Source organism: Sulfuricurvum sp., assembly GCF_019163035.1.
Lineage (GTDB): Bacteria > Campylobacterota > Campylobacteria > Campylobacterales > Sulfurimonadaceae > Sulfuricurvum.
Map to the genome: position 1 here is coordinate 1 of NZ_JAFLKV010000121.1, position 20,427 is coordinate 20,427.

The 20,427-nt window shown below is 44.4% G+C and carries 21 protein-coding genes; 1 reads left to right on the forward strand and 20 read right to left on the reverse strand.

Annotated elements, in window-relative coordinates:
- Positions 1-441, forward strand: a 441-nt coding sequence (locus JZU62_RS08620; protein ID WP_295013861.1) for a S49 family peptidase, incomplete at its 5' end; no start/stop codon positions are given.
- Between the two features lie 3 nt (positions 442-444).
- Here JZU62_RS08620 and xseA read toward each other — a convergent pair.
- The 20 genes from xseA to soxZ form a co-directional block, all read right to left on the reverse strand.
- Entirely contained in the window at positions 445-1,698 is a 1,254-nt protein-coding gene (gene xseA / locus JZU62_RS08625; protein WP_295013863.1) for an exodeoxyribonuclease VII large subunit, read from the reverse strand.
- Between the two features lie 4 nt (positions 1,699-1,702).
- Positions 1,703-2,413 carry a bifunctional demethylmenaquinone methyltransferase/2-methoxy-6-polyprenyl-1,4-benzoquinol methylase UbiE gene (ubiE, locus tag JZU62_RS08630; protein ID WP_295013865.1) on the reverse strand — a complete coding sequence of 237 codons (711 nt, stop codon included), beginning with the start codon at positions 2,411-2,413 and terminating at the stop codon, positions 1,703-1,705.
- Between the two features lie 8 nt (positions 2,414-2,421).
- Complete coding sequence (ribD, locus tag JZU62_RS08635) at positions 2,422-3,429, reverse strand: bifunctional diaminohydroxyphosphoribosylaminopyrimidine deaminase/5-amino-6-(5-phosphoribosylamino)uracil reductase RibD (protein ID WP_295013867.1); 1,008 nt, start codon at positions 3,427-3,429, stop codon at positions 2,422-2,424.
- Positions 3,429-3,860, reverse strand: coding sequence for a ribosome maturation factor RimP (locus JZU62_RS08640; protein WP_295013869.1), 432 nt, complete (start codon positions 3,858-3,860; stop codon positions 3,429-3,431). Before JZU62_RS08640 ends, ribD begins: the two co-directional genes overlap by 1 nt.
- Positions 3,850-4,215, reverse strand: a complete 366-nt coding sequence (gene rbfA, locus JZU62_RS08645) for a 30S ribosome-binding factor RbfA (protein WP_295013871.1) — start codon at positions 4,213-4,215, stop codon at positions 3,850-3,852. The genes JZU62_RS08640 and rbfA overlap by 11 nt, the downstream gene beginning before the upstream one ends.
- Positions 4,212-6,743, reverse strand: coding sequence for a translation initiation factor IF-2 (infB, locus tag JZU62_RS08650; RefSeq protein WP_295013897.1), 2,532 nt, complete (start codon positions 6,741-6,743; stop codon positions 4,212-4,214). Before infB ends, rbfA begins: the two co-directional genes overlap by 4 nt.
- The gene (locus JZU62_RS08655) at positions 6,736-6,990 is read right to left on the reverse strand and encodes a DUF448 domain-containing protein (protein WP_365956671.1); all 255 of its coding nucleotides are present in this window, start codon (positions 6,988-6,990) and stop codon (positions 6,736-6,738) included. The genes infB and JZU62_RS08655 overlap by 8 nt, the downstream gene beginning before the upstream one ends.
- 20 nt (positions 6,991-7,010) lie before the next feature.
- Entirely contained in the window at positions 7,011-7,892 is an 882-nt protein-coding gene (thrB, locus tag JZU62_RS08660; protein ID WP_295013873.1) for a homoserine kinase, read from the reverse strand.
- A gap of 9 nt (positions 7,893-7,901) precedes the next feature.
- Positions 7,902-8,354, reverse strand: a complete 453-nt coding sequence (locus JZU62_RS08665) for a hypothetical protein (RefSeq protein WP_295013875.1) — start codon at positions 8,352-8,354, stop codon at positions 7,902-7,904.
- A complete protein-coding gene (gene lpxC, locus JZU62_RS08670; RefSeq protein WP_295013877.1) occupies positions 8,347-9,231 on the reverse strand; it encodes a UDP-3-O-acyl-N-acetylglucosamine deacetylase in 885 nt (294 codons plus the stop codon). The genes JZU62_RS08665 and lpxC overlap by 8 nt, the downstream gene beginning before the upstream one ends.
- A 46-nt stretch (positions 9,232-9,277) precedes the next feature.
- Entirely contained in the window at positions 9,278-10,648 is a 1,371-nt protein-coding gene (locus JZU62_RS08675) for a M23 family metallopeptidase (RefSeq protein ID WP_295013879.1), read from the reverse strand.
- Complete coding sequence (locus tag JZU62_RS08680) at positions 10,645-11,577, reverse strand: bifunctional oligoribonuclease/PAP phosphatase NrnA (RefSeq protein WP_295013881.1); 933 nt, start codon at positions 11,575-11,577, stop codon at positions 10,645-10,647. Before JZU62_RS08680 ends, JZU62_RS08675 begins: the two co-directional genes overlap by 4 nt.
- 42 nt (positions 11,578-11,619) lie before the next feature.
- Positions 11,620-13,605, reverse strand: a complete 1,986-nt coding sequence (locus JZU62_RS08685) for a PhnD/SsuA/transferrin family substrate-binding protein (protein ID WP_295013883.1) — start codon at positions 13,603-13,605, stop codon at positions 11,620-11,622.
- A 66-nt stretch (positions 13,606-13,671) separates the two neighbouring features.
- The gene (locus JZU62_RS08690) at positions 13,672-14,571 is read right to left on the reverse strand and encodes a DUF302 domain-containing protein (RefSeq protein WP_295013885.1); all 900 of its coding nucleotides are present in this window, start codon (positions 14,569-14,571) and stop codon (positions 13,672-13,674) included.
- A 10-nt stretch (positions 14,572-14,581) separates the two neighbouring features.
- Positions 14,582-15,016, reverse strand: a complete 435-nt coding sequence (locus JZU62_RS08695; protein WP_295013887.1) for a DsrE family protein — start codon at positions 15,014-15,016, stop codon at positions 14,582-14,584.
- Between the two features lie 2 nt (positions 15,017-15,018).
- Entirely contained in the window at positions 15,019-15,924 is a 906-nt protein-coding gene (locus JZU62_RS08700) for an MBL fold metallo-hydrolase (RefSeq protein WP_295013889.1), read from the reverse strand.
- Positions 15,925-15,934: 10 nt separating this feature from the next.
- On the reverse strand, positions 15,935-17,482 hold the full coding sequence (locus JZU62_RS08705; RefSeq protein ID WP_295013891.1) for an OprD family outer membrane porin: 1,548 nt from the start codon (positions 17,480-17,482) through the stop codon (positions 15,935-15,937).
- Positions 17,483-17,521: 39 nt separating this feature from the next.
- Complete coding sequence (gene soxB, locus JZU62_RS08710) at positions 17,522-19,288, reverse strand: thiosulfohydrolase SoxB (protein ID WP_295013893.1); 1,767 nt, start codon at positions 19,286-19,288, stop codon at positions 17,522-17,524.
- Between the two features lie 10 nt (positions 19,289-19,298).
- Complete coding sequence (soxA, locus tag JZU62_RS08715) at positions 19,299-20,072, reverse strand: sulfur oxidation c-type cytochrome SoxA (RefSeq protein ID WP_295013894.1); 774 nt, start codon at positions 20,070-20,072, stop codon at positions 19,299-19,301.
- Between the two features lie 3 nt (positions 20,073-20,075).
- A partial coding sequence (soxZ, locus tag JZU62_RS08720; RefSeq protein ID WP_365956676.1) for a thiosulfate oxidation carrier complex protein SoxZ occupies positions 20,076-20,427 on the reverse strand: 352 nt, incomplete at its 5' end.

A 20,427-nucleotide genomic window follows, 5' to 3' on the forward strand; every position in this document is an offset into this window, starting at 1 on the left:
GTTATTATGCAAGGAGCCGACGTTTCAGGACTCATGGAAAAAGTGGGGGTAAAAACCCAAACCGTTCATGCCGGAACCTATAAACAAGTGGGGACATTTGATCGTGAGTGGAGTGATGTTGAACGCGCTGAACTCGACAAAGTGATCAACGGCACCTATACGATGTTTGTCACCGATGTCGCACGTGCGCGAAAACTTGACGCAAACCGTAGTAGTGAGTATGCGGATGCCCATATCTTCACCGCCGCCCAAGCTCAAAAAGTAGGCTTAGTCGATAGCATCGGCGTCGAATACGATGTAAAAAAACGGGTCGAAACACTGAGCAAAGTAAAAGATCCGGTTTGGAACAAAGAAGACCCAATGGATAAGTTTTTCAAACGGTTCGCCGCAGAGGGAGCCAGTTTGGCTCACATGTACTTTCCGCCTGTATCGTTACAATAACGATTAAATCGAAACGATCTCTACTACTTCCGAGCGGACAATTCTCCGCTCGTTCATAGCCTCAAACCGATCCCCAACGCTCAACACATCCAAATCGATAACTTTCCCCTCGCGGGCAATCTGCGCAAATCCGCTTTTGTTTTTATTTTTGGGATGATTGGTATTAAACCCTTCAGTGAGCTGTGTAATCATAAACTGCTTTTGGCGCAATGTTGATTCGATGCTCTGCGTTAATCGCTCCATCAACGGAGTAATCTCCCGTCGACTTTGATCTAAGCGTTGTGTCATCTGTCGATTTAAACGCTCTCGCAGCTCTTTGACCAGCTCGCTTTGTACCTCTAAACGATGTTCTACTCCATGGCGTTTAAACGCCTCTTGCATCGAGAGGAGCTGTTCACGTTTACGCTCCAAACGTTGAGTAATCATCCCAAATGCACGGGTACGAATCTCATCGATACTTTGAGAGAGCTCGTTTTGATCGGGAAGAAGCATCTGCATCGCGGCACTCGGTGTCGGTGCGCGCACATCGCACACGTAGTCGCTGATTACCCAGTCGATCTCATGTCCTACCGCCGACATAACGGGAGTGTTCATCGCAAAAAGTGCATCGGCTACAATCTCTTCATTAAACACCCATAAATCTTCGATGCTTCCACCGCCCCGTCCGACAACGACCGCATCCGCATTCAGCTTATCGGCATAACGCAAAGCATCAGCGATCTGTCCCGCTGCACTAGAGCCTTGAACCAATACATCCAATACAATCAGTTTGACCAACGGCCATCGATGTGAGGCGACGCGCTGCATATCTTGCAATGCCGCCCCCGTCGCAGAGGTGACTAAAACAATCGTTTGGGGGAATTTAGGAAAGTTTTTTTTACGGGTCGGGTCGAAGTACCCTTTTGATTCTAACTTTTGTTTGAGTTGCTCAAATGCGACTGCTAACGCCCCCGCACCGTAGGGTTCGGCACTGAATGCGTTGATCTGATATTCGCCGCGCGGTTTGTAGAGGCTGAGTGCCCCGTGCAAGATGATATGCGCCCCCTCTTCGAGAGAGAATTTCAAGCGTGCGGCGTTGCCCTTGAACATGACACATTTGATCGCGGAATCGTTGTCTTTGAGAGTAAAGTAGATGTGTCCACTGCCGTGTTTGGTGACGCGTGAAAGTTCTCCCTCGACGCTGACAAATTCAAAAGAGGTCTCTAAAAGGGTCTTGATCTGTTCGTTAAGACTACTAACACTGAGAGTAGAAGCCACACTATTACTTTTTACGGGCAATCATCAATGTAGAGATATCCATCGAAAAGCTTTTGGTATAAAGCATCTCAAATCCTGCCTCTTCGAGTTCTGCTTTCATCTTGGCGACCGTTAAAAAGCCTTCGATAGAATCGGGGAGATAGCGGTACGCTTCGTAGTTGTTGGAGATCAAACCACCGATACGTGGAAGGACATTGTTCATGTACCAATCACGTACTTTTCCGAGCATAGAGGGATTTTCATTTTTCATAAATTCGAGGATAACCACCAATCCGCCCGCTTTTAAGACACGGTTAAATTCGCGCAATCCCGCTTGGCGTTCGACGACGTTGCGGATGCCGTAAGAGATACTGATGATATCAGCAGAAGTTTCTGGTTTTGGAAGCTCGGTTGCAGGTGCAATGTGAAATGACATCGTCGGAAATTTCTCGCGCCCGACACCGACCATCCCCTCACTAGGATCAACCCCGACGATTTCAGCCACAGCGATGCCCGCTTTATCGGCACGACGTTTCCAGTATCCCATCATGTCACCCGTACCGCACGCAACATCGACAATCGAATCGATAGTTTTAGTAGAGCAATAACCAAACGCCAAATCGCATGCTTTGCGACGCCAAAAGGTATCGACACCCATACTAAGTACCCGATTGGCACGGTCATACGTTGGGGCGATATCGTTGAACATCGAGACGATTTTTTCTTGTTTGGTCATAAAAATTCCTACTTCTTTTTCATCCAAAGGATAATATTATCGGTGATTTTAGCGTGCAGTACCTCAAAATCCTCTTGTATGACTCCAAGACTCTGCGATCCTCCGCCGATTTTGGGTGCAATGTAACTTAGATACCAATCACTCACATCACGGGTTGCTCTAAACATCTCTGCACCCCCTTCGATCATCACCAGTCGATACTCTTTGATCCGCTCCAAATCGGAAGCGATAAAAACTTTACGGTTAGGGACATTAAAGAGTGGGATGGTGGTATCAAATTCACCCATCTGGGTATAGATGAGTACATCAGGAGCTTTACCGTTGACCAGTCGTGCATCGAGCGTCGGGCGATCAGATCTCACCGTATTTCCCCCGATCACGATCAAATCACATTTGTTACGAAGAGCATGAACATGCTCGCGTGAGCTCTCTGAGCTGATCGTTCCGTTATCAATCGTCCCGTCAAGTCGCTGTGCCCATTTAAAAAATACAAATGGGTTGGTTTGCCACTGGATAAACGGCTCTAATAGTTTTTGCCCCTTGGATTCCATTATGCCAAAAGTGCATTGGATACCTGAGGCACTCACTATCTCGCCACCGCCTGCCGCGTCAGGGTTGGGATCTTTGCAGGCGATAAAAAGCTCTTTAACTCCCAGATCTCGGATGAGTAATGCGCAGGATGGGGTTTTTCCACTATGAGCACATGGTTCTAGAGTCACCGCCATAGAAATCGTTTTAAAAATGCCGTTGTGATGGGTTCTGAGGTAATCGTGTATAGCATGGGAATCATTGCTCAGTTCAATAGTGCTATCACCTGAGAAAATCGTATAGGCATCCCGCAGTGCATAAACTTCGGCGTGGGGACCACCCGCGATTTTATGCACACCGAGAGAGAGGATTGAACCATCCGAAGAAATACACGCTGCACCGACGGCAGGATTAGGGAAAGTGAGAAGTTGATACTCCCACGCTGCTTCGAGCGCGAGTTTCATAGCATGAAGTGCGGTGGTTTTCATTACCACTCGAAGTAGGTTTTAGCCTTGCTGATCGAGCGGAAAGGGATTTTTTGCTCACCGTTCTCTTTGGTCATTAAAATGATCTCATCGTTTTCGACACCGATCATTTCACCCTCATATTTCTCTTTAGAAATGGTACTCAAAGCAACTTTTTCACCCACTGATTGAATAAAGTGCTCTAGTGTTTTGAGACGACGCTCAATACCGGGTGAGCTTACTTCGAGTCGGTATTCACCGCTTACAGGAGAGGTAACGTCTAATAATGGATTGATAAGATGGGTGAGTTCAGCACATTGATTGAGCGTTACTCCACCTGGCGCGGTAACACTAACACGAAAAATTGTGTTCTCATTTTCATTAAGTACAGCAGTATCGTAGAGAGACAAGCCGATAGATTCAACCATTTTTTTGATGTCAGATTCAAGACTCATCTTTTTTCTCCTTGGCGATTTTGGCGAACAACGCCTCGATATTTTGACTTCGTTTGAGGGTATCATCAAACACGAAAGTCATACGGGGGCTACGAAACCACCCTTGATCTTTCATACAATGCTCTTCGATAATCGGGCGCGCTTTTTCAAGCAGTTTCAAAAAGACAGCTTGTTCTTGCGGAGTGTAGTGATGAGGATCAAGATAGACTTTTGCATCGCTTCGTCCGCGGGAACAATGGACATCGATTACATCCACTTCACGCACACGCGCATCGGAGAGTTGGCTGATCGCTTCGGGAATCAACTCTTTGAGAATTGATTCTGTTCGCTTGATTTTTATTTGTGCCGGAGTCACAGGGATACTTTAGTCTCGATTTTTTTGAAGGTTTCGATAACGTCACCCACTTTGACATCGGTGTAGCCGTTGAGAACAACACCACAATCCATCCCTTTACCAACCTCTTTGACATCGTCTTTGAAACGTCGGAGTGATGTAAGATCACCCTCATGGATAACGACACCCTCACGGATAACGCGAACCATTCCGCCACGTATGAGTTTACCGTCAACAACCACACATCCTGCGATAGTTCCTGCACCTTTAGGCATAGGGAATGTATCACGAACTTCGGCTTGTCCGGTGTTCTCTTCTCTAAATTGCGGTGCCATCATACCACCGAGCAACAATTTAACATCGTCGATCAACTGATAAATGATAGAGTAGGTTTTAATCTCTACACCCATTTGTTTTGCCATAGCATTAACATTACCCGTAGGACGTACGTTAAATCCGAGTAGGGCGCAGTTTTCACTGTTGTTGACCAAGGCAATGTCATTTTCGGTAATTCCACCAACACCGCTGGAGATTACTTCAACTTTTACCTCTTCGTTACGTAACTCTGCAAGCGCCGATTTAATCGCTTCAAGAGATCCGTGAACGTCGGTTTTAAGAACCACTTTAAGGGCTTTAATACGGCCCTCAGCGATCAACGAGGTCAAATCATCAAATGACGCTTTGGTACTCAATGAGAGCTCACGGTGACGATCATACTCAGCACGTTTTTGTGCTACTTCACGCGCTTCACGATCACTCTCCATCACCATCATCACTTCACCTGATGGCGGAACATCACTCAAACCGACAACAACAGCGGTTTGACTCGGTCCGATCTGTTGAAGCTGTGCTTTACGATCACTAATGAGTGCACGAACACGTCCATAAGCACCACCGCACACGATGTTATCACCGACGCGCAAGGTTCCGTTTTGAACGATAACGGTAGCAACCGGTCCACGACCTTTTTCCAATGTAGACTCAACGACAACCGCTTTTGCCATAACATCAGGGTTTGCTTTGAGTTCCATTACTTCCGATTGGAGCAAGATCGCTTCTAAAAGCTCATCGATTCCTGTCATTGCTTTAGCCGATACGCCGACGAACTCGACATCTCCGCCCCACTCAGTAGGGTTAAGTCCGAGTTCTGCCATTTGTGCTTTAACCATATCGGGATTAGCACCCGGTTTGTCCATTTTGTTCACCGCAACGATAACCGGAACTTTTGCATCTTTAGCGTGTTGCACTGACTCACGAGTTTGAGGTTTAACCCCATCATCCGCCGCAACAACGATAACGATAATATCGGTAAGTTGTGCACCGCGTGAACGCATCGCACTAAACGCTTCATGCCCCGGAGTATCCAAGAACGTGATCAATTTACCTTTTTGCTCTACTGAATAGGCACCGATGTGCTGAGTGATTCCACCCGCTTCGCCGTGAGCTACTTTTGCATTACGGATTGCATCAAGGAGAGAGGTTTTACCATGATCAACGTGACCCATGATCGTGATAACCGGAGGACGCTCAACGGCACCCTCACTGTCTTCGTGCTCTTCATCGTATGCAGTCTCAAGATTAAAGGCATCTTTCGGATCGATAGTGGTTACTTCAACACCGAACTCACTCGCCAAGATTTCAATCTCATCTTTTCCGAGGAAGTCATTTTTAGTCACCATCATTCCGAGGTCAAAAAGGACTTTAATAACCGCAGAGATAGTCTGACCTACTTTTTCGGCAAACTCATAGACACGAACATCTTCAGCGATTTCAACGTGAGTGATAACTTCGTCTTCTTTTGAGTCTTTAACATAACGTTTACGTGCTTCACGAGATACTTGACGCGGTTTACCACGATTAGCACCCTGTTTTTTACCCGCGTTACGACCGATCGGTTTTTTCTCTTTCGGTTTTTGCTCTTCTTCCGGTGGCAAATTAGCACCTAAATCGTTGAAGTCCATCAAAACGACTTGATCTTGCTCATAGTCCATAGAGACATCAGAAATTCCGCCGCCGAAAATATCAAGGCGAACCCCTTGATCTTTTTTCTGTACCGGTGAACTGCTATTTTGTGTTTTTTTCGCTCGTTTAGCTTCCAATTCACGTTGAGCTTGCTCACTGAGTTTTCCGTAACTAGAAACATGGGTATTTTCATGACGAACCGGAGCAACGAACTCTTCTTCTTGAGGACGTTTTTTCTTAACGATTTTTAGTCCTGAACGCTTAGGGACTTCTAGCTCAACTGGAGCTTCTACCGAATTCTCTTCTTTTGCTTCTACAATTGCAACCGGAGTTTGGACACTCTCTTCTACAACAGCAGTGGCAACAGCCGCCACTTCAACAGGGGCAGTTTTTGGGGAAGACTTGGGCGCTGAGGCTTCAGTAGACGCCCCGCTCATGATGTAGTTCATGATTTGCTCAGCTTCTTCGATCGAAACCGAACTTGAGGCAGTTTTCACATTTAGCCCCATCGCAGCTGCTTTGTCTACTACCTCTTTCGAATTGATACCAAGTTCCTTGGCAATTTCATGAACTCTAACTTTATCCATCATTAACGATGATCTCCTTTAACCGATTCATCAGCTCTACGCTAGCGCCGCTTTTACAGTGACGGGACAACTGACCCGGAGTTTTCTTATGGTCAACACATGATCGACACATATAAAAACTTCTCCCTGCATTCGCATAAGGTTCTAAGACCCCACTACGACATTGAAGGCGTAAAAGTGCTACTTGAGCAAAGCGCTCACGACATACCACGCACATGCGGATAGGCTGATGTAACTTTTGCGCCATTATATCCAATACTTTCTTAGTTATCGTTCGACAACTAAACCGTCGTTGTCAAACCCCAAAATTTTGATCTCAAAATCGGTGAATTCAGATTTAAATTTATCGGCAAGCATCTGAGCATCTTGGTCATACACCATGTTAAAGAAGGTCGAGCCGCTACCTGAGAGGGTTGACATCAGCGCCCCGTTATCGTACGCCATTTTCTGAACGGCAAAGAGTTCGGGCAACATTTTCATCCGCACTTTTTGATGGAACCGATCTTGGGTTGCAAGACGGAGCATCTCCCAATCCTCATTAAAAAAGGCTCCAACCGTCACCGCCGTATGAGAGAGGTTGAAAACGGCGTTCTCTTTACTGTACGATTTAGGGAGGGTCGTGCGTGATTTAGCTGTTGAGATCGGTTTGTTGGGGATAACGACGACCGCTTTGAGGTAGTCTGGGAGATGTTTTTGCTGGGAGAACACTTTTTGTTTCTCCACCATCGCCGAATTAAATCCACCCATGACCGCAGGTGTAATGTTGTCGGGATGAGATTCATACACCAACGCATGATTGAGGATACGGCGTTTGGAAACTTTCACCCCTGCAGCTTCATGCGCACAGCTGATGGCGCTAACGATAACGGCAGAAGAGCTCCCCAAACCCCGTGACATCGGGATTTGGTTGTAAAAGGTAAATTTGAAATTTTGGCGCTTTTGGGTGAGACGACGATAATGTTCGTTGAAAATAGAGACGAACAGATTGTTCCCTTTGAGGCGGGGATTATTTTCCCCCTCCCCTTTGATAGAAACAGCAAAAAATCGTGACGGTACCAATTCGACTTGGTTACGTAAATCGACGGCAAGACCCAATGAGTCAAATCCCGGTCCTAAATTTGCACTTGTTGCAGGTACACTAACAAACAAACGGCTTCCTTATCCTACGGCATCAATCCCATAATAGGGGAAATTGTCCGAATCAAATTTTTCTAAATCGATAGTTTTTGGGAGTTCAAAGGCGATAATCTCAGGAGAGAGTATCGGTTCTAACTCAATCTTAAAGCTATTTTTAACAAAATAGAGCTTTCCTACTGCTTTGATGGGGCTATTTTGGTTAAAAAAGAACGCATCCGTTGCTAAAAGGGGAATTTTTTTCGTAATACTGAGGGTTTTGAGGAATAAATAGGTGACCTTGATCCCCATAAAACTTCCCGGCCCTTTGGCGTATATAAAATGTTCAAACGTATAACGTTTCAACAATGATTCAAAAATCTCTGCCAACACATCCGAGCTCATCCCCTCGGAACGTATCTCTTCGACGAGAGTACCCTCTTTGTAAATACCGACAAGGATGGGGGAGCTTAGTGCAATGACAAGGGCGTCATGCATACGCTTTTGCCAACTCTTTGGACTCTGCAGTTGCTAGTTCGACGATCTCATAATTGGCAGGATCTTTGAGAAGTTCCAATGTCAATTTATGGTTGAGATCATGGCTCCCCGCGAACGCTTCATAGTTGCCGATAAAGTTCATGCCGATCAATGACATATCCCCGATTGCATCGAGAATTTTATGACGGACGAATTCATCCCCGAAACGGAGCCCCTCGGGATTGAGGACTTTTTTATCATCCAATACTACCGCATTTTCCAAACTTCCCCCGAGCGCAAGCCCTTTGGAACGAAGATACTGCACTTCGTGAACAAACCCGAAGGTTCGTGCACGGGCAATCTCTTTTTTGTAGTTCTCTTTGGTAAATGCTAAAACATAGCTTTGCTTATCGATGACGGGGTGAGAGAATTTGATCGTAAAATCGTAATTCATATCATTGGATGGGATCAGTTTCACATACTTATCCCCCTCTTGTACAATCACCTCTTTTTTAATTCGCATGATTTTTTTAGGGGTATCTTGAGGAACAACACCTGCTTCTTCGAGGAGCATACAAAAGCTCATAGATGAGCCGTCCATCACCGGAACCTCATCCGCATCAACAATCACACGAAGATTATCGATACCGTAAGCGTAAATAGCCGAGAGCATATGCTCAATGGTCGAGATAGTAACCCCCTCGCGCCCGATGACCGTTGCCATTTTGGTATCAACGACATTGGCTGGGATAAGAGGGATTGACACACCCACATCACTCCGATAAAAAACGATACCGCTGTTGGCACCTAAGGGTTCAATTCGTAGCTTTACGGGAGAACCTCGGTGCAAACCGATCCCTACGAGTTCGACACTTTTACCAATCGTTGTTTGCATCATATCGGGTGTTTCCCTCGCTCTTAAATATAAAGAATTATACCGTGTTTCAGCGTTGGTTAATGATAACTTTAGCGTTATCAATAACACTGCTAATGTTGTCACTGATCCATTTGCTATCCATCCACTCTTCAGGACGAACTTCGATCCCCTGTACTAAAATACCGAAATGGAGATGGTCTCCCATTGCATAACCGCTCAGTCCGGTTTTAGCGATCTGCTGGCCACCTACAATCGTGTCGCCCTCTTGAACGTTCAGTTCAGAACAGTGCCCATAAAGGGTATACAGCCCGAAACCGTGGTCGATAATCGGCAGATTCCCGTAAATGCCATTATTCTGAGCAAATACTACTTTTCCCCCATTGGATGACGTGATCACTCCCATGTGGATACTCGCTAAATCCAACCCCATGTGGTACGCATTAGAAAGGTTCTCTTTTCCTTTGTAACTGTAGATGCGGTGATCTCCAAAATCAGCTACTTTCTGACCGTTAACCAAAGGATAAAAAGGGGCAGGTTGGAAATCAGCAACCAATGTATTAGAGACTTTCGAGGTGATATCGTGGATAATTTTCTCATTATCACTACGTACTTTTTCATTGATGGTCCCAAATTGTTGCAATCGATCATCTACCCCCGCCGTTTGCTCATATGTATTGGCAAGTTCCGCAATTTTTCCATCTAAAAATGCATCACTTAGCTCAATATTAGACACCCTATAAACATGATCTTTTAAACGAAGGGGAATAGCACTTTTTACTTCATTCCCTGCTTTATCACGTGCAATAACTGTTGCACTGAAACTCGCTTCTTGAACAGGCCAAGCCACTAGTGAAGCATAATACCCTTTTTTGATGAACGGCTGAGCAAGAAATGTTTTTCCGAAATTGGTCTGAATTTTCAAACTATCCATATTAGGATCTTCCGCTCTAAAAATAACAATCGCGGAGCCCCCCTTTTGGATTTTATAGGAGTTTGCAATGATAGACAAGATCGGTTGACGCTGATCGATCACCAACGTGATCTCTTGTTTATAGGTATTCCCCATGAAAAGGCCCCATAAACTGTTATCCGTTGCTTCGATTTTAAGGAGAACCGATGTCGCTTCAACGCGTCGAACCCCTTTTGGAGGGAGGATATCAAAAGATTGTTTAGTGACTTTTGATAGCGTGTTTTGATCACTTACCAACCACTCATCATGCGGTGTTGAAAGGGTCGCCTTAAATGATTTTAATCCGCTTGCATCTTCTACGTTTACATGGATAGGATCTCTAAAATTCCAATACCCCTCTTGAGATAGTGTCACTTTCGGCTCATCTCTCTCAAAAAGAGGCGAAAATGCCATAAATCCAAACGCGCTTAACACCGCTACTACTATTATCCATCCAATTATTCCCGAATTGTTTCGGCCTCTTCTCACACCAACTCCTTTTTTATCATGGTTATCAAATCTTTGACAAGCTCACTCTGATTTTCTTCTCGTAAAATTGTACCGGCACGTTTTAGATGCCCGCCACCGCCGAAAGGTGCCATGATATTTGACGCATCAATCACTCCATTTGTTCGCAAAGAGAGCTTTCTCTCCCCATTAGTGCGTTCGATCACCATCAGTGCGGCTTGGACACATCGCATCCCCAGAGCCTCATCTAACACTGTTTTACACTCAGCTACACTCGCCCCGCTCTCTTCCAATAATGATAAGGGAACCTCAAACAATGCAAGTCGTCCCTCACCGATAAGCTTCATTTGCTTAAGGAGTTCTCCTCTTATTCGGAGCGATGCTAGGGAATGACGCCCAAAAAGCCACTCACTGCATAGCGCGTGATCAGCACCTAACTCGTTCAACGCGTGTGCCATCGCAAAGGTTTTGGCATTGCATTCACTCGCACTGAAACATCTCGAATCATCGAGTAATCCCGCATAAAGTGCCGTCGCTATTTTACCATTGATTTTTATACTGTTGGCAACAAAATACTCATAAACAACTTCGGTCGTACTGATCGCGGAAGTGTTGACAATATTATGGGTACCGTAAAAATCATTGCTAGCGTGATGATCGATATTTATAAGAGGAAGCTCTTTTTCAATCCCTAAACGAGCGTAACTGCCGCAATCAAAGCTAATCATGCAATCCGCATCCGAGGGGAATCGGTGGGTGAGTTTATCAAACCACGGCAAAAAGGCTAGATTTGGATTGAGTGCTTCAGAAGCACAAAAAAGGGTGATTTTTTTTTGGTTTCGCAGTAAATAGGAGTAAAACGCACATGCCGCACCCAGTGAATCAGCATCAGGATTGGTATGGGCGATTAGAACAATATGGTGTGAAGACTCAATCAGGGATAAAGGCATAAATACTCTACAAGTGCCTATGTTCAGGCGGAAATATGGAGATTATAACACGTCTCTCCCCATTTTTTCTTGATCGAAGTAGGTTACTTGGTTTCGTCCGTTCTCTTTGGAATGGTACATTGCCGCATCGGCATGACGAACAAGAATCTCGATCTCTTCCCCGTGATCGGGATAAAATGCCGCCCCAATGCTTACACCGATAGTCATTAAATGTTCATTGACCACAAAAGGCTCCTTTAACGCTTTTAGTATTCGCTCAAAAAGGGGCTGAACGTCATTCACCGAGTTAATATCACAGAAAATGATCACAAATTCATCCCCTCCTATCCGAGCAATCGCATCACTCTGGCGGAGCTCTTTTTCAAGACGATGGGAGACTTGTCTCAAAACATTGTCACCGACATCATGACCATGCATATCATTCACATTTTTAAATCCGTCCAAATCGAGAAATGAGACAACCGCTTTCGAATTTTTCCGTTTTGAAAAAGACAAGATTTGTTCCGCCAACGTCATAAATAGGTGACGATTAGGGAGATTAGTCAGCGGATCATAATTCGCCATGTGGTGGAGCTGTTCTTGGCGTTGTTTGTGCTCGGTTATGTCGCTGAAAATACCGATATAGTTTTCCACTTCACCATTATTGCCACGCACCGCATCTATGCGTAAAAACTCCGCATACAGCTCACCGTTTTTTTTCTTATTCCATATCTCTCCGCGCCAAGATTTTCCAACATTTATCGCTTCATCGAGTTGATCGTAGAACTCCTTTTCGTGTTTCCCTGAACGCAGTATAAGCGGCTTTTGTCCTATCGATTCTTCTCTCCTGTAACCTGTTAATTCACAAAATGCTTCATTTACTTCAATAATTATTTTGTTCGGATCGGTGATCACAATCCCTTCTCGGGAGTTATGAAAAACACCGGCGGCGCGGCGTAGAGATTTTTCATGCTCCTGAACAACTGTGATCTGATTTTCAAGTGACTCGGATTTAAAACGTAGCCGATTCGCCAAACGTCTCATATTGGTAGTAAAATAAATCAACAAAGCGATCACGGCACTTAACACTAGAATAATATAAAATGCGTAGCGTTGGATAACATCGCTCAAAGAAAACGGAGGAACCGTGTCATACGGTTTGATTCGCAATGTTTGCATCATCATCCGAATTTCCTCATATGACAAGGGTATATTCCATCCATAATACCCTGCTGTTTTTGTTATCTCAGAGCCATACGGTAAATTTAGCAAAGCAACCGCTACCTTATTGGCTAAATGTCGATTCGTTTTTTTAGATGAAGCAAACGGCCATTCCGGATAAAGCACAGTTGAAATTACTTGAGAAAATTTACCCATCTGATGGATAATCTTGAAATCTTTACGATCTATTTTTCCTTCTTTTACCATTTTTTCCAACACACCGGTACGGATAAACCCAGCATCCGCCGAACCGCTCTCAACAATATAGACAACTTTGTCATGAGGCATATCAGTGAATTGAATCTCCGATTCTTTGGTTATATCAATTCCGTTCTCTTGCAACAATACCCGCTGTGCTAAATATCCTCCCAAAGAGAGCTCATCGACGGCGGCAATATTTTTGCCCCGTAAATCGTTTAGGTTTTGAATATCTTTACGATCGGAACGAGCGATAATCACCCCCCCGAATTGTGTCAACTCTTTTCCGCCGATGTTAGCACGAATCAGTGTTGCCATACGGCTTGCTTCATATTTGGCAGAGAGATAAATATAGTGTTCAGGATTGGTAAACATGAAATCAAGTTCATCGGATGCGGCTGCTTCATTGAACTCGGAATAGGTTAAAGGGCGTATAGAAAAATGGTGTGTCGATATTTTTGCGCTCAGATAGTCGGCTAAGGGCTGCCACTCTTTGAGGGTATCGACTTTCGAGCGAAATGCCATAACACCGATAACAGCAGTTGGTTTGCCATTTGACTCAGATTGCCCCCAGGAAGAAACAAAAAGAATATTCAGTGTAAAAAAGATAGTAAAAAGGGTTTTAAGCATCTTATACCTCGCTGTTGCTCAGTATAAGAGGATTAACTTTAAGAAAAAGTTAAATGACGATTTATTTTATTCAACCGTACTTTGCAGAACGGCCTGAAAATCTTTTTGCGCCTGCACTAGAACCACTTTAGCCTCAGCATCATTGACACGTGCACTGCTCATCCAGTTATATACTCCCGGGAATCCCATCACGATTTCGTTCGCATCTTTTTTCTTATACACCATCAACGTACACGGTGCAAATGCTGCTGCTTCAGGACGGGTTTTGGCTACCGTATAGATCACTTTGAGTTTACAGATCGAATACGTATCGTAAAAATCGAACGGGCTCTTTTCGCCGAGAGCAAAGTTATAGTCGGTAAAGTTGGACATTACAAAACCGGCAGGTTTCAAACCGTCTTCGATCATCATCTCGGTCTCTTCTTTGTCACTTTTCCAACTCTCAGCAGTGCTTGCTTTCACATAACGGCTGAGTAGTTTACCCTCGGCAGGAAGTGATGTTTCGCTCATTGTGACTTTCGCATTCGGTAACGCTTTTTTGAGAGATGAGAGCGCCTCTTTTTCGATCAATGCGAACTCTTTAGCTTTAAAGCCGGCGATTTTTGTCATCGCATCGGCAGTAAGAATAGATACGTGAAGCTCTTTTTCACCACTGCGTTGATAAATACCAAATCCCATCGGGACAAAAATTCCCGCATCAGGATGAGCTTTTACCAATGACTCTGCATGAACTTTATGATATGCCGTCAAGAGATTGAATTGAGTAAAATCGCTTTGACCGAATTGTTTCATAAACGGACCGTTCATTTCACTGTTAGAGGAAATGACAAAGCCATTCGACTCAAGCGCTTTTTCAATAACAGAAGCATTGTATTTACCATCTGCATTGGGAACACTGAAAAGATGAAGATCACCGCCAAAAAGGGATAAAAATCCCGTCAAGATTGTCATGAGAAGAATTTTCATGGTTTAACTCCTAAGGTTGAATGTAAAATGCGCCCTCTGTGGCACGTTCGATCACTTCGGCGATTCCCGCACTGACGATCTCGACATCATCGATCAGTTGATCGGGAGTGATCTTTTTGGTCTCCATCGTGTTGCCGCAGGCGACAAACTCAACACCGTATTGCTGCAAGGCTCGAACCCGCACCGCAATCTCTTTTTCACTTTTGAGCAATGTGCGGATACCGTGGTAGTAGGCAACAATCCGCAAATGGATCTTCTCCGGTCCGTAAAATTTCAGAACATTGTTTGCCGTACTGAGACCGTGATGAATCGATTCATCATCCCCATGACTAATCCCCATGACCACTTCACGAGGCTTTTCGATAGATGGTTCAGGCTGTGCGAAACGGACATCACCGAATGCTAAAGTCGAAAAGAGAGTCGCTAGTAAAACGAATCGTTTCATCATTACTCCCATTCTAAAACTCGATACGATGCTTCCACATTGCCGCTTTGCATCGAATCGTAAAGTTTGATTTTTCGGTACTCTGCCATCTGAACTTTTTTGATCGTCTCATCAATCCCTAACCCCGAGTCTATCGCCAAACGGATCTCGGAACGCATTTGGGTAAGATATTCATGGGTCATTTTAGAGCTGTTTTTCTCGGTATTACGTCCATGCCCGCCGATTATATGTAGTGCTCCCATCGATTCAAGCTCTTCGAGAGTGGTGATCCAGCCGTTTATGTTACCCCCTTTTACTGAGGGGAGACGGTCGTTAAAGACCAAATCACCGGCAAACAATACGCCCGATTTTGGTAGATATACGACCAAATCTTTGGTGCTATGTGCCGTGCGGGGGATGATTTTGAGTTCAATATCCTGATTCCCAACCTTTTTACGGGTAGTTTCCGAAATAATCTCTGTGGGAAGTGTCGATACCGTACCCTTGTATGCCGCGGGAGAGATAGTATTTTGCATTCGTGTCGCTTCCTGCACATTAACATTATGCAAAAAGTCATCCGAACCCACAACACTAACTCCGCTTTGGGTAAAAAATCCGTTTCCCAGCCAATGATCATCATGGATATGGGTGTTAATAACGAGTTTAACCGGAAGGGATTTGATTTTTTTCATCTCTTTGTACGCAGACTCTGCATACGCATACGAGGGACCGGTATCGACGACAACGTACCCCTCACCTGCATCGATATAACAACTGTTTACGATATTGCCGTTGTTGGTTTTATCCATAATCTCCGGTTTGCCAAAAAAACAGTGAACATCCGGAGTTACACGTACCGGTTTGAGTGCGTAATCAAATGCACTCAAACTTGTTACGGTTAATAATAAAGTTCCCAACAACGTTTTCATCATTCAGCCTTTAGAAGAGGTAGTTAACTTCGAAACGGTATTCGTTGTATGACTCGCCGTTTACAACTAAAGTTGGACTTGTTTTTGTAGATGCTTCAGCATCAATAGCCGCAAAACGTAATTTGAACTCCATATTCGGCAATGTTTTAAATGTTTGAATCAAATCTAAATGTATGATTGAACGATCACTTAAATCAGATGCAACTGCTAACATTTTTTTATCATCGAAATCCATATCAGCGTATGATAGTGCGCCGATAAGTCCCGGAACAACTCCTGCTTTATCGAAATTATAATCGGCTTTAACCATCCATGATTGTGTATTGGCAATCCAGTTTAACTGCGCCATATCACGAGTATATCCACCTGTCGGAAAACCGCGCCATGGAGCGATGATATCGGCTTTATCAGCAACATCAGAATATCCTGCCATCAATGATAGAGGACCGTTAGCCAATACTAAACGCCCCATCCAGATATTCCCATCTACACTTGAAGGGTTTGTATATGAATTACGTGCAGTAAGATTTCCGCCATTAGCGTTTGTAGCCGTTTTTCCATTTAATGAAGCGCCTCCGATCTTACCTGCGCCATCATCCATTTGTCGAAGATAACGGAGACCCGGAGTCAATGTCCAACCATTGCCTACAGCAATTTGATAATTGGCCTCTGCAACCACCGTTGAAAAATATCCATCAATACTAACATATTCTGCATCGAGTTTCAAATTAGGTATTGATTTATTCTCAACTATAGCCAATACCATCTCAGGATTCGCATCTTCGCGCAATGCACGAATATTTTTCACACTCAATCCTTTGTGAACACCTGAATCATCATTCTGATAAATTTTATCCACTTTACTTGATCCACTTGTACCACTATCATATGCCAAAATACTATGGAATGTTTGGTGATCACGTAGTTTTTGAGCCATTATATATCCAGCACGAACCGTTGTACTTGGAAGATCTTTGTTTTCGATCATTGCCGCTTCAAAGGTATTTGGAATCATTTTCGTATCATTTGTTGCGAGCATAATACTGTCTATACCTTGGCGACCTACTTTTACATTGGTTTTACCCGCTTTGTACTCTCCATAGGCTTCAGCGAAAACTCCGATTCCACTTTCTTTTCCATCAATACTCGTACGATAGGCATCTTTACCTGCTTTACCTGAGTTACTCGTTGTTCCTGGCACAAGATTTTCATTAGATAAAGGTGTTGTCCCGTAAAAACCAACTGTAGCACCTAGCCCATTATAAAAACCTGTTTTATAGACTAAACTACCGCCGATACCCCATACATTATTATCAGCAGTACCGCCAGCAACGTGATATTCATTTTCCCAATCCCACCAAAACATATTGGATCGCATACGTCCATACACTTCACCCTCAGTAAACATCTCACCAATAGAGTTTACGGCACCCGGTGCTTTCAAGTATTCAACCTGACCGTTTGCTTTTAGGTTACGATCTTCCGTTTTGAGAGCATACGCCGACGTTGCTAATAAACAAGTAGCAGCTGCTACCATACTAAGTTTTACTAATTTCATTCCTAACTCCTTAAGTTTAATCGATTGTCAAAAGAGTGGTTAGCACCCTTTCGCACCTTTTTTCGGACATCCGCAGTCATAATCCATGATACGGACATTGCTGTTACCGCTGATGTTCACATTTTTCTGACGGCGAATATACACGGATGTAATATCATACACCGGACGGGTTAGAGAATCTTTAAGATTACTACCCGCATTTTGCAAATTACCGCCCCATGAAGAGACTTTGTACACTTTCGAATCACTCAGAGGTTTCCCCCCAACTAAGATGTTGGTAATACGCTTACCGCTGGCGGCACCGACACGAATCTCATAGGTCACACCGCCGAGACGACTCATATCGCCCCCTTGTTGATAGAGAGGATTCGCATTAAAGACGTTATCCGCAATATCTTCAAGAAGGGTGCGGATATGCATTCCCGTTAGCTCGAACGTATAGACGTTCGGATAGGTGATCGCCGTCATATCATAGACGTGATCCATCGTGATCGAATCACCCTCTAAAACCGTGGTTCCCCAACGATATCCTGGGGTAAACGAAATATCCGAATCCATCGCATCAATAATCGAATCATTGATCAACTGATCGAACGTTGAATGGAATGTATCACGTTTAAACAACGTATTTTTCGTAATCCCCAACACTTCTGAAAGCTCGGAATCATACGGTGAGTACAGCTCTTTGACCAACGCTTCACCCTCAGGATCGGCAGGGATTAGGTTGGAGGCTACAGGGATGAGTTTGTACTCATACCCTTTAACCTTATGGTTTTGGATATCGATGTCAAGCCGTCCCACATATTTACCGTGGCTTCCCGCGATAATGATTACCGTACCGTTAATAACGCTCGGTCGCGGTGAAGGATCATGGGTGTGTCCGCTGAGGATGAAATCGATCCCTTTGACTTGACGAGCAACCTCTTGGTCAACACTGAAACCATCATGGGAGAGGACAACGACACAGTCCACTTTTTCCTCTTTGCGGAGTTTATCCACATACGTTTGGAGGGTATCTAAACGTAAACCGAAACTCCACCCTTGGGTAAACTCTTTCGGGTTCGCCGTAGAGGTAAACGGAAACGCTTGACCGATAATACCGATCTTCGCTCCGCCGCGTTCCATAATCGTGTAAGGTTCAAAAATCGACTCTTCAAAATCATCGGCAAATGAATCATCGCCGATAACATTTTGAGCGATAAATTTTGCGTTCAACATCTCGATGAGTTCTTTGACCCGTTTTTTACCGTAGGTAAATTCCCAGTGACCGACCATAACGTCTACACCGAGGTAATTTTGGGCTTTTACGATCGCTTCACCGGTCGTTTTAAGGGCAACGCCCGTCCCCTGCCACGTATCCCCTGAGTCAAGGAGCAATACGTTATCGGCACCACGCTCTTTTTTGACATGGTTGATGAGGGTTTTCATGTGTGAAATTCCCCCCATTTTTCCGAATTTATGGGCAAGAGAGTCGAAATTCATAAACGTATCGAAATAGGCATCCAAGGTTTTACCCTGCATCCCGTAATGTTTCAAAAACGACTCACCGCACAAAAATCCCGGTGTCCCCGTCAAATTCGGAGCCGAGATCAATGTCGATGGTTCACGCCAGTAGAGTGGTTTAATATGGGCGTGCATATCACAGATATGCAACAACGTCACATTCCCTTTCGCGTTGAAGCTGTAAATATCTTTTAATCCCACTTCGTCAATCCGCTTAGGACCTGCCGCTGCAGAAGCAACAGCCGGTAATCCGATCCCAAGAGCGGCAGCAATATGGAAAAAGTCTCTTCGTGATAAATCCATAACTTCCCCCTTAACGTTTCAAACCGGGGATTTGGATCGCATTGCCTTTGGTTTTGTTAGTGACATACACTTCTAGCGCAACCATTTCACGTGATCCGAGAGGGATTTTCGCTAAAAGGGCATTTTCCATACATTGTTGCATACGCTTATCCAACGTTACCATTTGTCCCTGTGTCATACGATATGCCGGCCATGTTCCCGCCGCCGCTGTCTCTTTTGCACCCAAATCAGGGAGCGGTTGCATACGAAGACGTTGCCCTACGATATCGGCACTGTGACAGTTGTTACATGAGAGACCACGACCGCCTCGACGCTCTTCAAACACCTCTTGACCAAGTTTCATCATCTCTTTCATATGCGCGTTTGCTTTCACATCGATAGAGGTTTTCTGGGTATTTGCCAACGATTTGACATATGCCGTCATTTTAACTATTTCAGGACTTTCCAATTTAGAAACAGGTTTACCCTGATCCGCCAATGCCATTTGAAGCGATTGAGACAAGGTTATAACTTTTTTCGCCGGTTCAACATAACGAGGAAACCCTGCAATCATTTTCGGCAAATCTTTCTCTTTGACACCCAACATTTTGGCATAAGCAGCAGTTCCGATCAAAGAGTTAAAAAGCGCTTCGCCCTCTCCCACTTCCATCTCTGCCGGATTGTTTTCGAGTAGTTCCGCATACATCGCTTTATCCGCATCCGACATACTGAGTTTCTCTTCCGCATTGACTGAACTCAAAAGTGCTAAACACACCAATGCCGTCGTGATTGATAACGTACGCATGATTTATCCTTTTGGAGTAATGGCACTGGTCGTCTCGACACTTTGCCCTTTGTTGTCTTTCGCAACCACTTTGAGTGTTCCCGCACCCGGCACTTTGAAACTGATAGACATCAAAGGGTTAACCGAGAGCGATTCCCAAATCACCATTTTCGTAATCAGTGTGTCGTTAAAAGAAAATTTAACTTCATCGATGTACTCAGCAGGGATCAACACACCCGTATCTTTGTTTTTACGCATACCGGTTTCCATCGGGTGCATCGCCATAAAGTCGATTTTTACAATATCGCCTACTTTGTAATCTTTTGGTTTGATTTTGATCAATGTTTTCATAATATAGGTCCTTATTATCTTTGTT

Coding starts and splice junctions, on each gene's coding strand:
- ubiE (WP_295013865.1), bottom strand. CDS start 2,413: ATGACCAAACAAGAAAAAATCGTCTCGATGTTCAACGATATCGCCCCA.
- ribD (WP_295013867.1), bottom strand. CDS start 3,429: ATGAAAACCACCGCACTTCATGCTATGAAACTCGCGCTCGAAGCAGCG.
- JZU62_RS08640 (WP_295013869.1), bottom strand. CDS start 3,860: ATGAGTCTTGAATCTGACATCAAAAAAATGGTTGAATCTATCGGCTTG.
- infB (WP_295013897.1), bottom strand. CDS start 6,743: ATGGATAAAGTTAGAGTTCATGAAATTGCCAAGGAACTTGGTATCAAT.
- JZU62_RS08655 (WP_365956671.1), bottom strand. CDS start 6,990: ATGGCGCAAAAGTTACATCAGCCTATCCGCATGTGCGTGGTATGTCGT.
- JZU62_RS08665 (WP_295013875.1), bottom strand. CDS start 8,354: ATGCATGACGCCCTTGTCATTGCACTAAGCTCCCCCATCCTTGTCGGT.
- lpxC (WP_295013877.1), bottom strand. CDS start 9,231: ATGATGCAAACAACGATTGGTAAAAGTGTCGAACTCGTAGGGATCGGT.
- JZU62_RS08680 (WP_295013881.1), bottom strand. CDS start 11,577: ATGCCTTTATCCCTGATTGAGTCTTCACACCATATTGTTCTAATCGCC.
- JZU62_RS08685 (WP_295013883.1), bottom strand. CDS start 13,605: ATGCTTAAAACCCTTTTTACTATCTTTTTTACACTGAATATTCTTTTT.
- JZU62_RS08690 (WP_295013885.1), bottom strand. CDS start 14,571: ATGAAAATTCTTCTCATGACAATCTTGACGGGATTTTTATCCCTTTTT.
- JZU62_RS08695 (WP_295013887.1), bottom strand. CDS start 15,016: ATGAAACGATTCGTTTTACTAGCGACTCTCTTTTCGACTTTAGCATTC.
- JZU62_RS08700 (WP_295013889.1), bottom strand. CDS start 15,924: ATGAAAACGTTGTTGGGAACTTTATTATTAACCGTAACAAGTTTGAGT.
- JZU62_RS08705 (WP_295013891.1), bottom strand. CDS start 17,482: ATGAAATTAGTAAAACTTAGTATGGTAGCAGCTGCTACTTGTTTATTA.
- soxB (WP_295013893.1), bottom strand. CDS start 19,288: ATGGATTTATCACGAAGAGACTTTTTCCATATTGCTGCCGCTCTTGGG.
- soxA (WP_295013894.1), bottom strand. CDS start 20,072: ATGCGTACGTTATCAATCACGACGGCATTGGTGTGTTTAGCACTTTTG.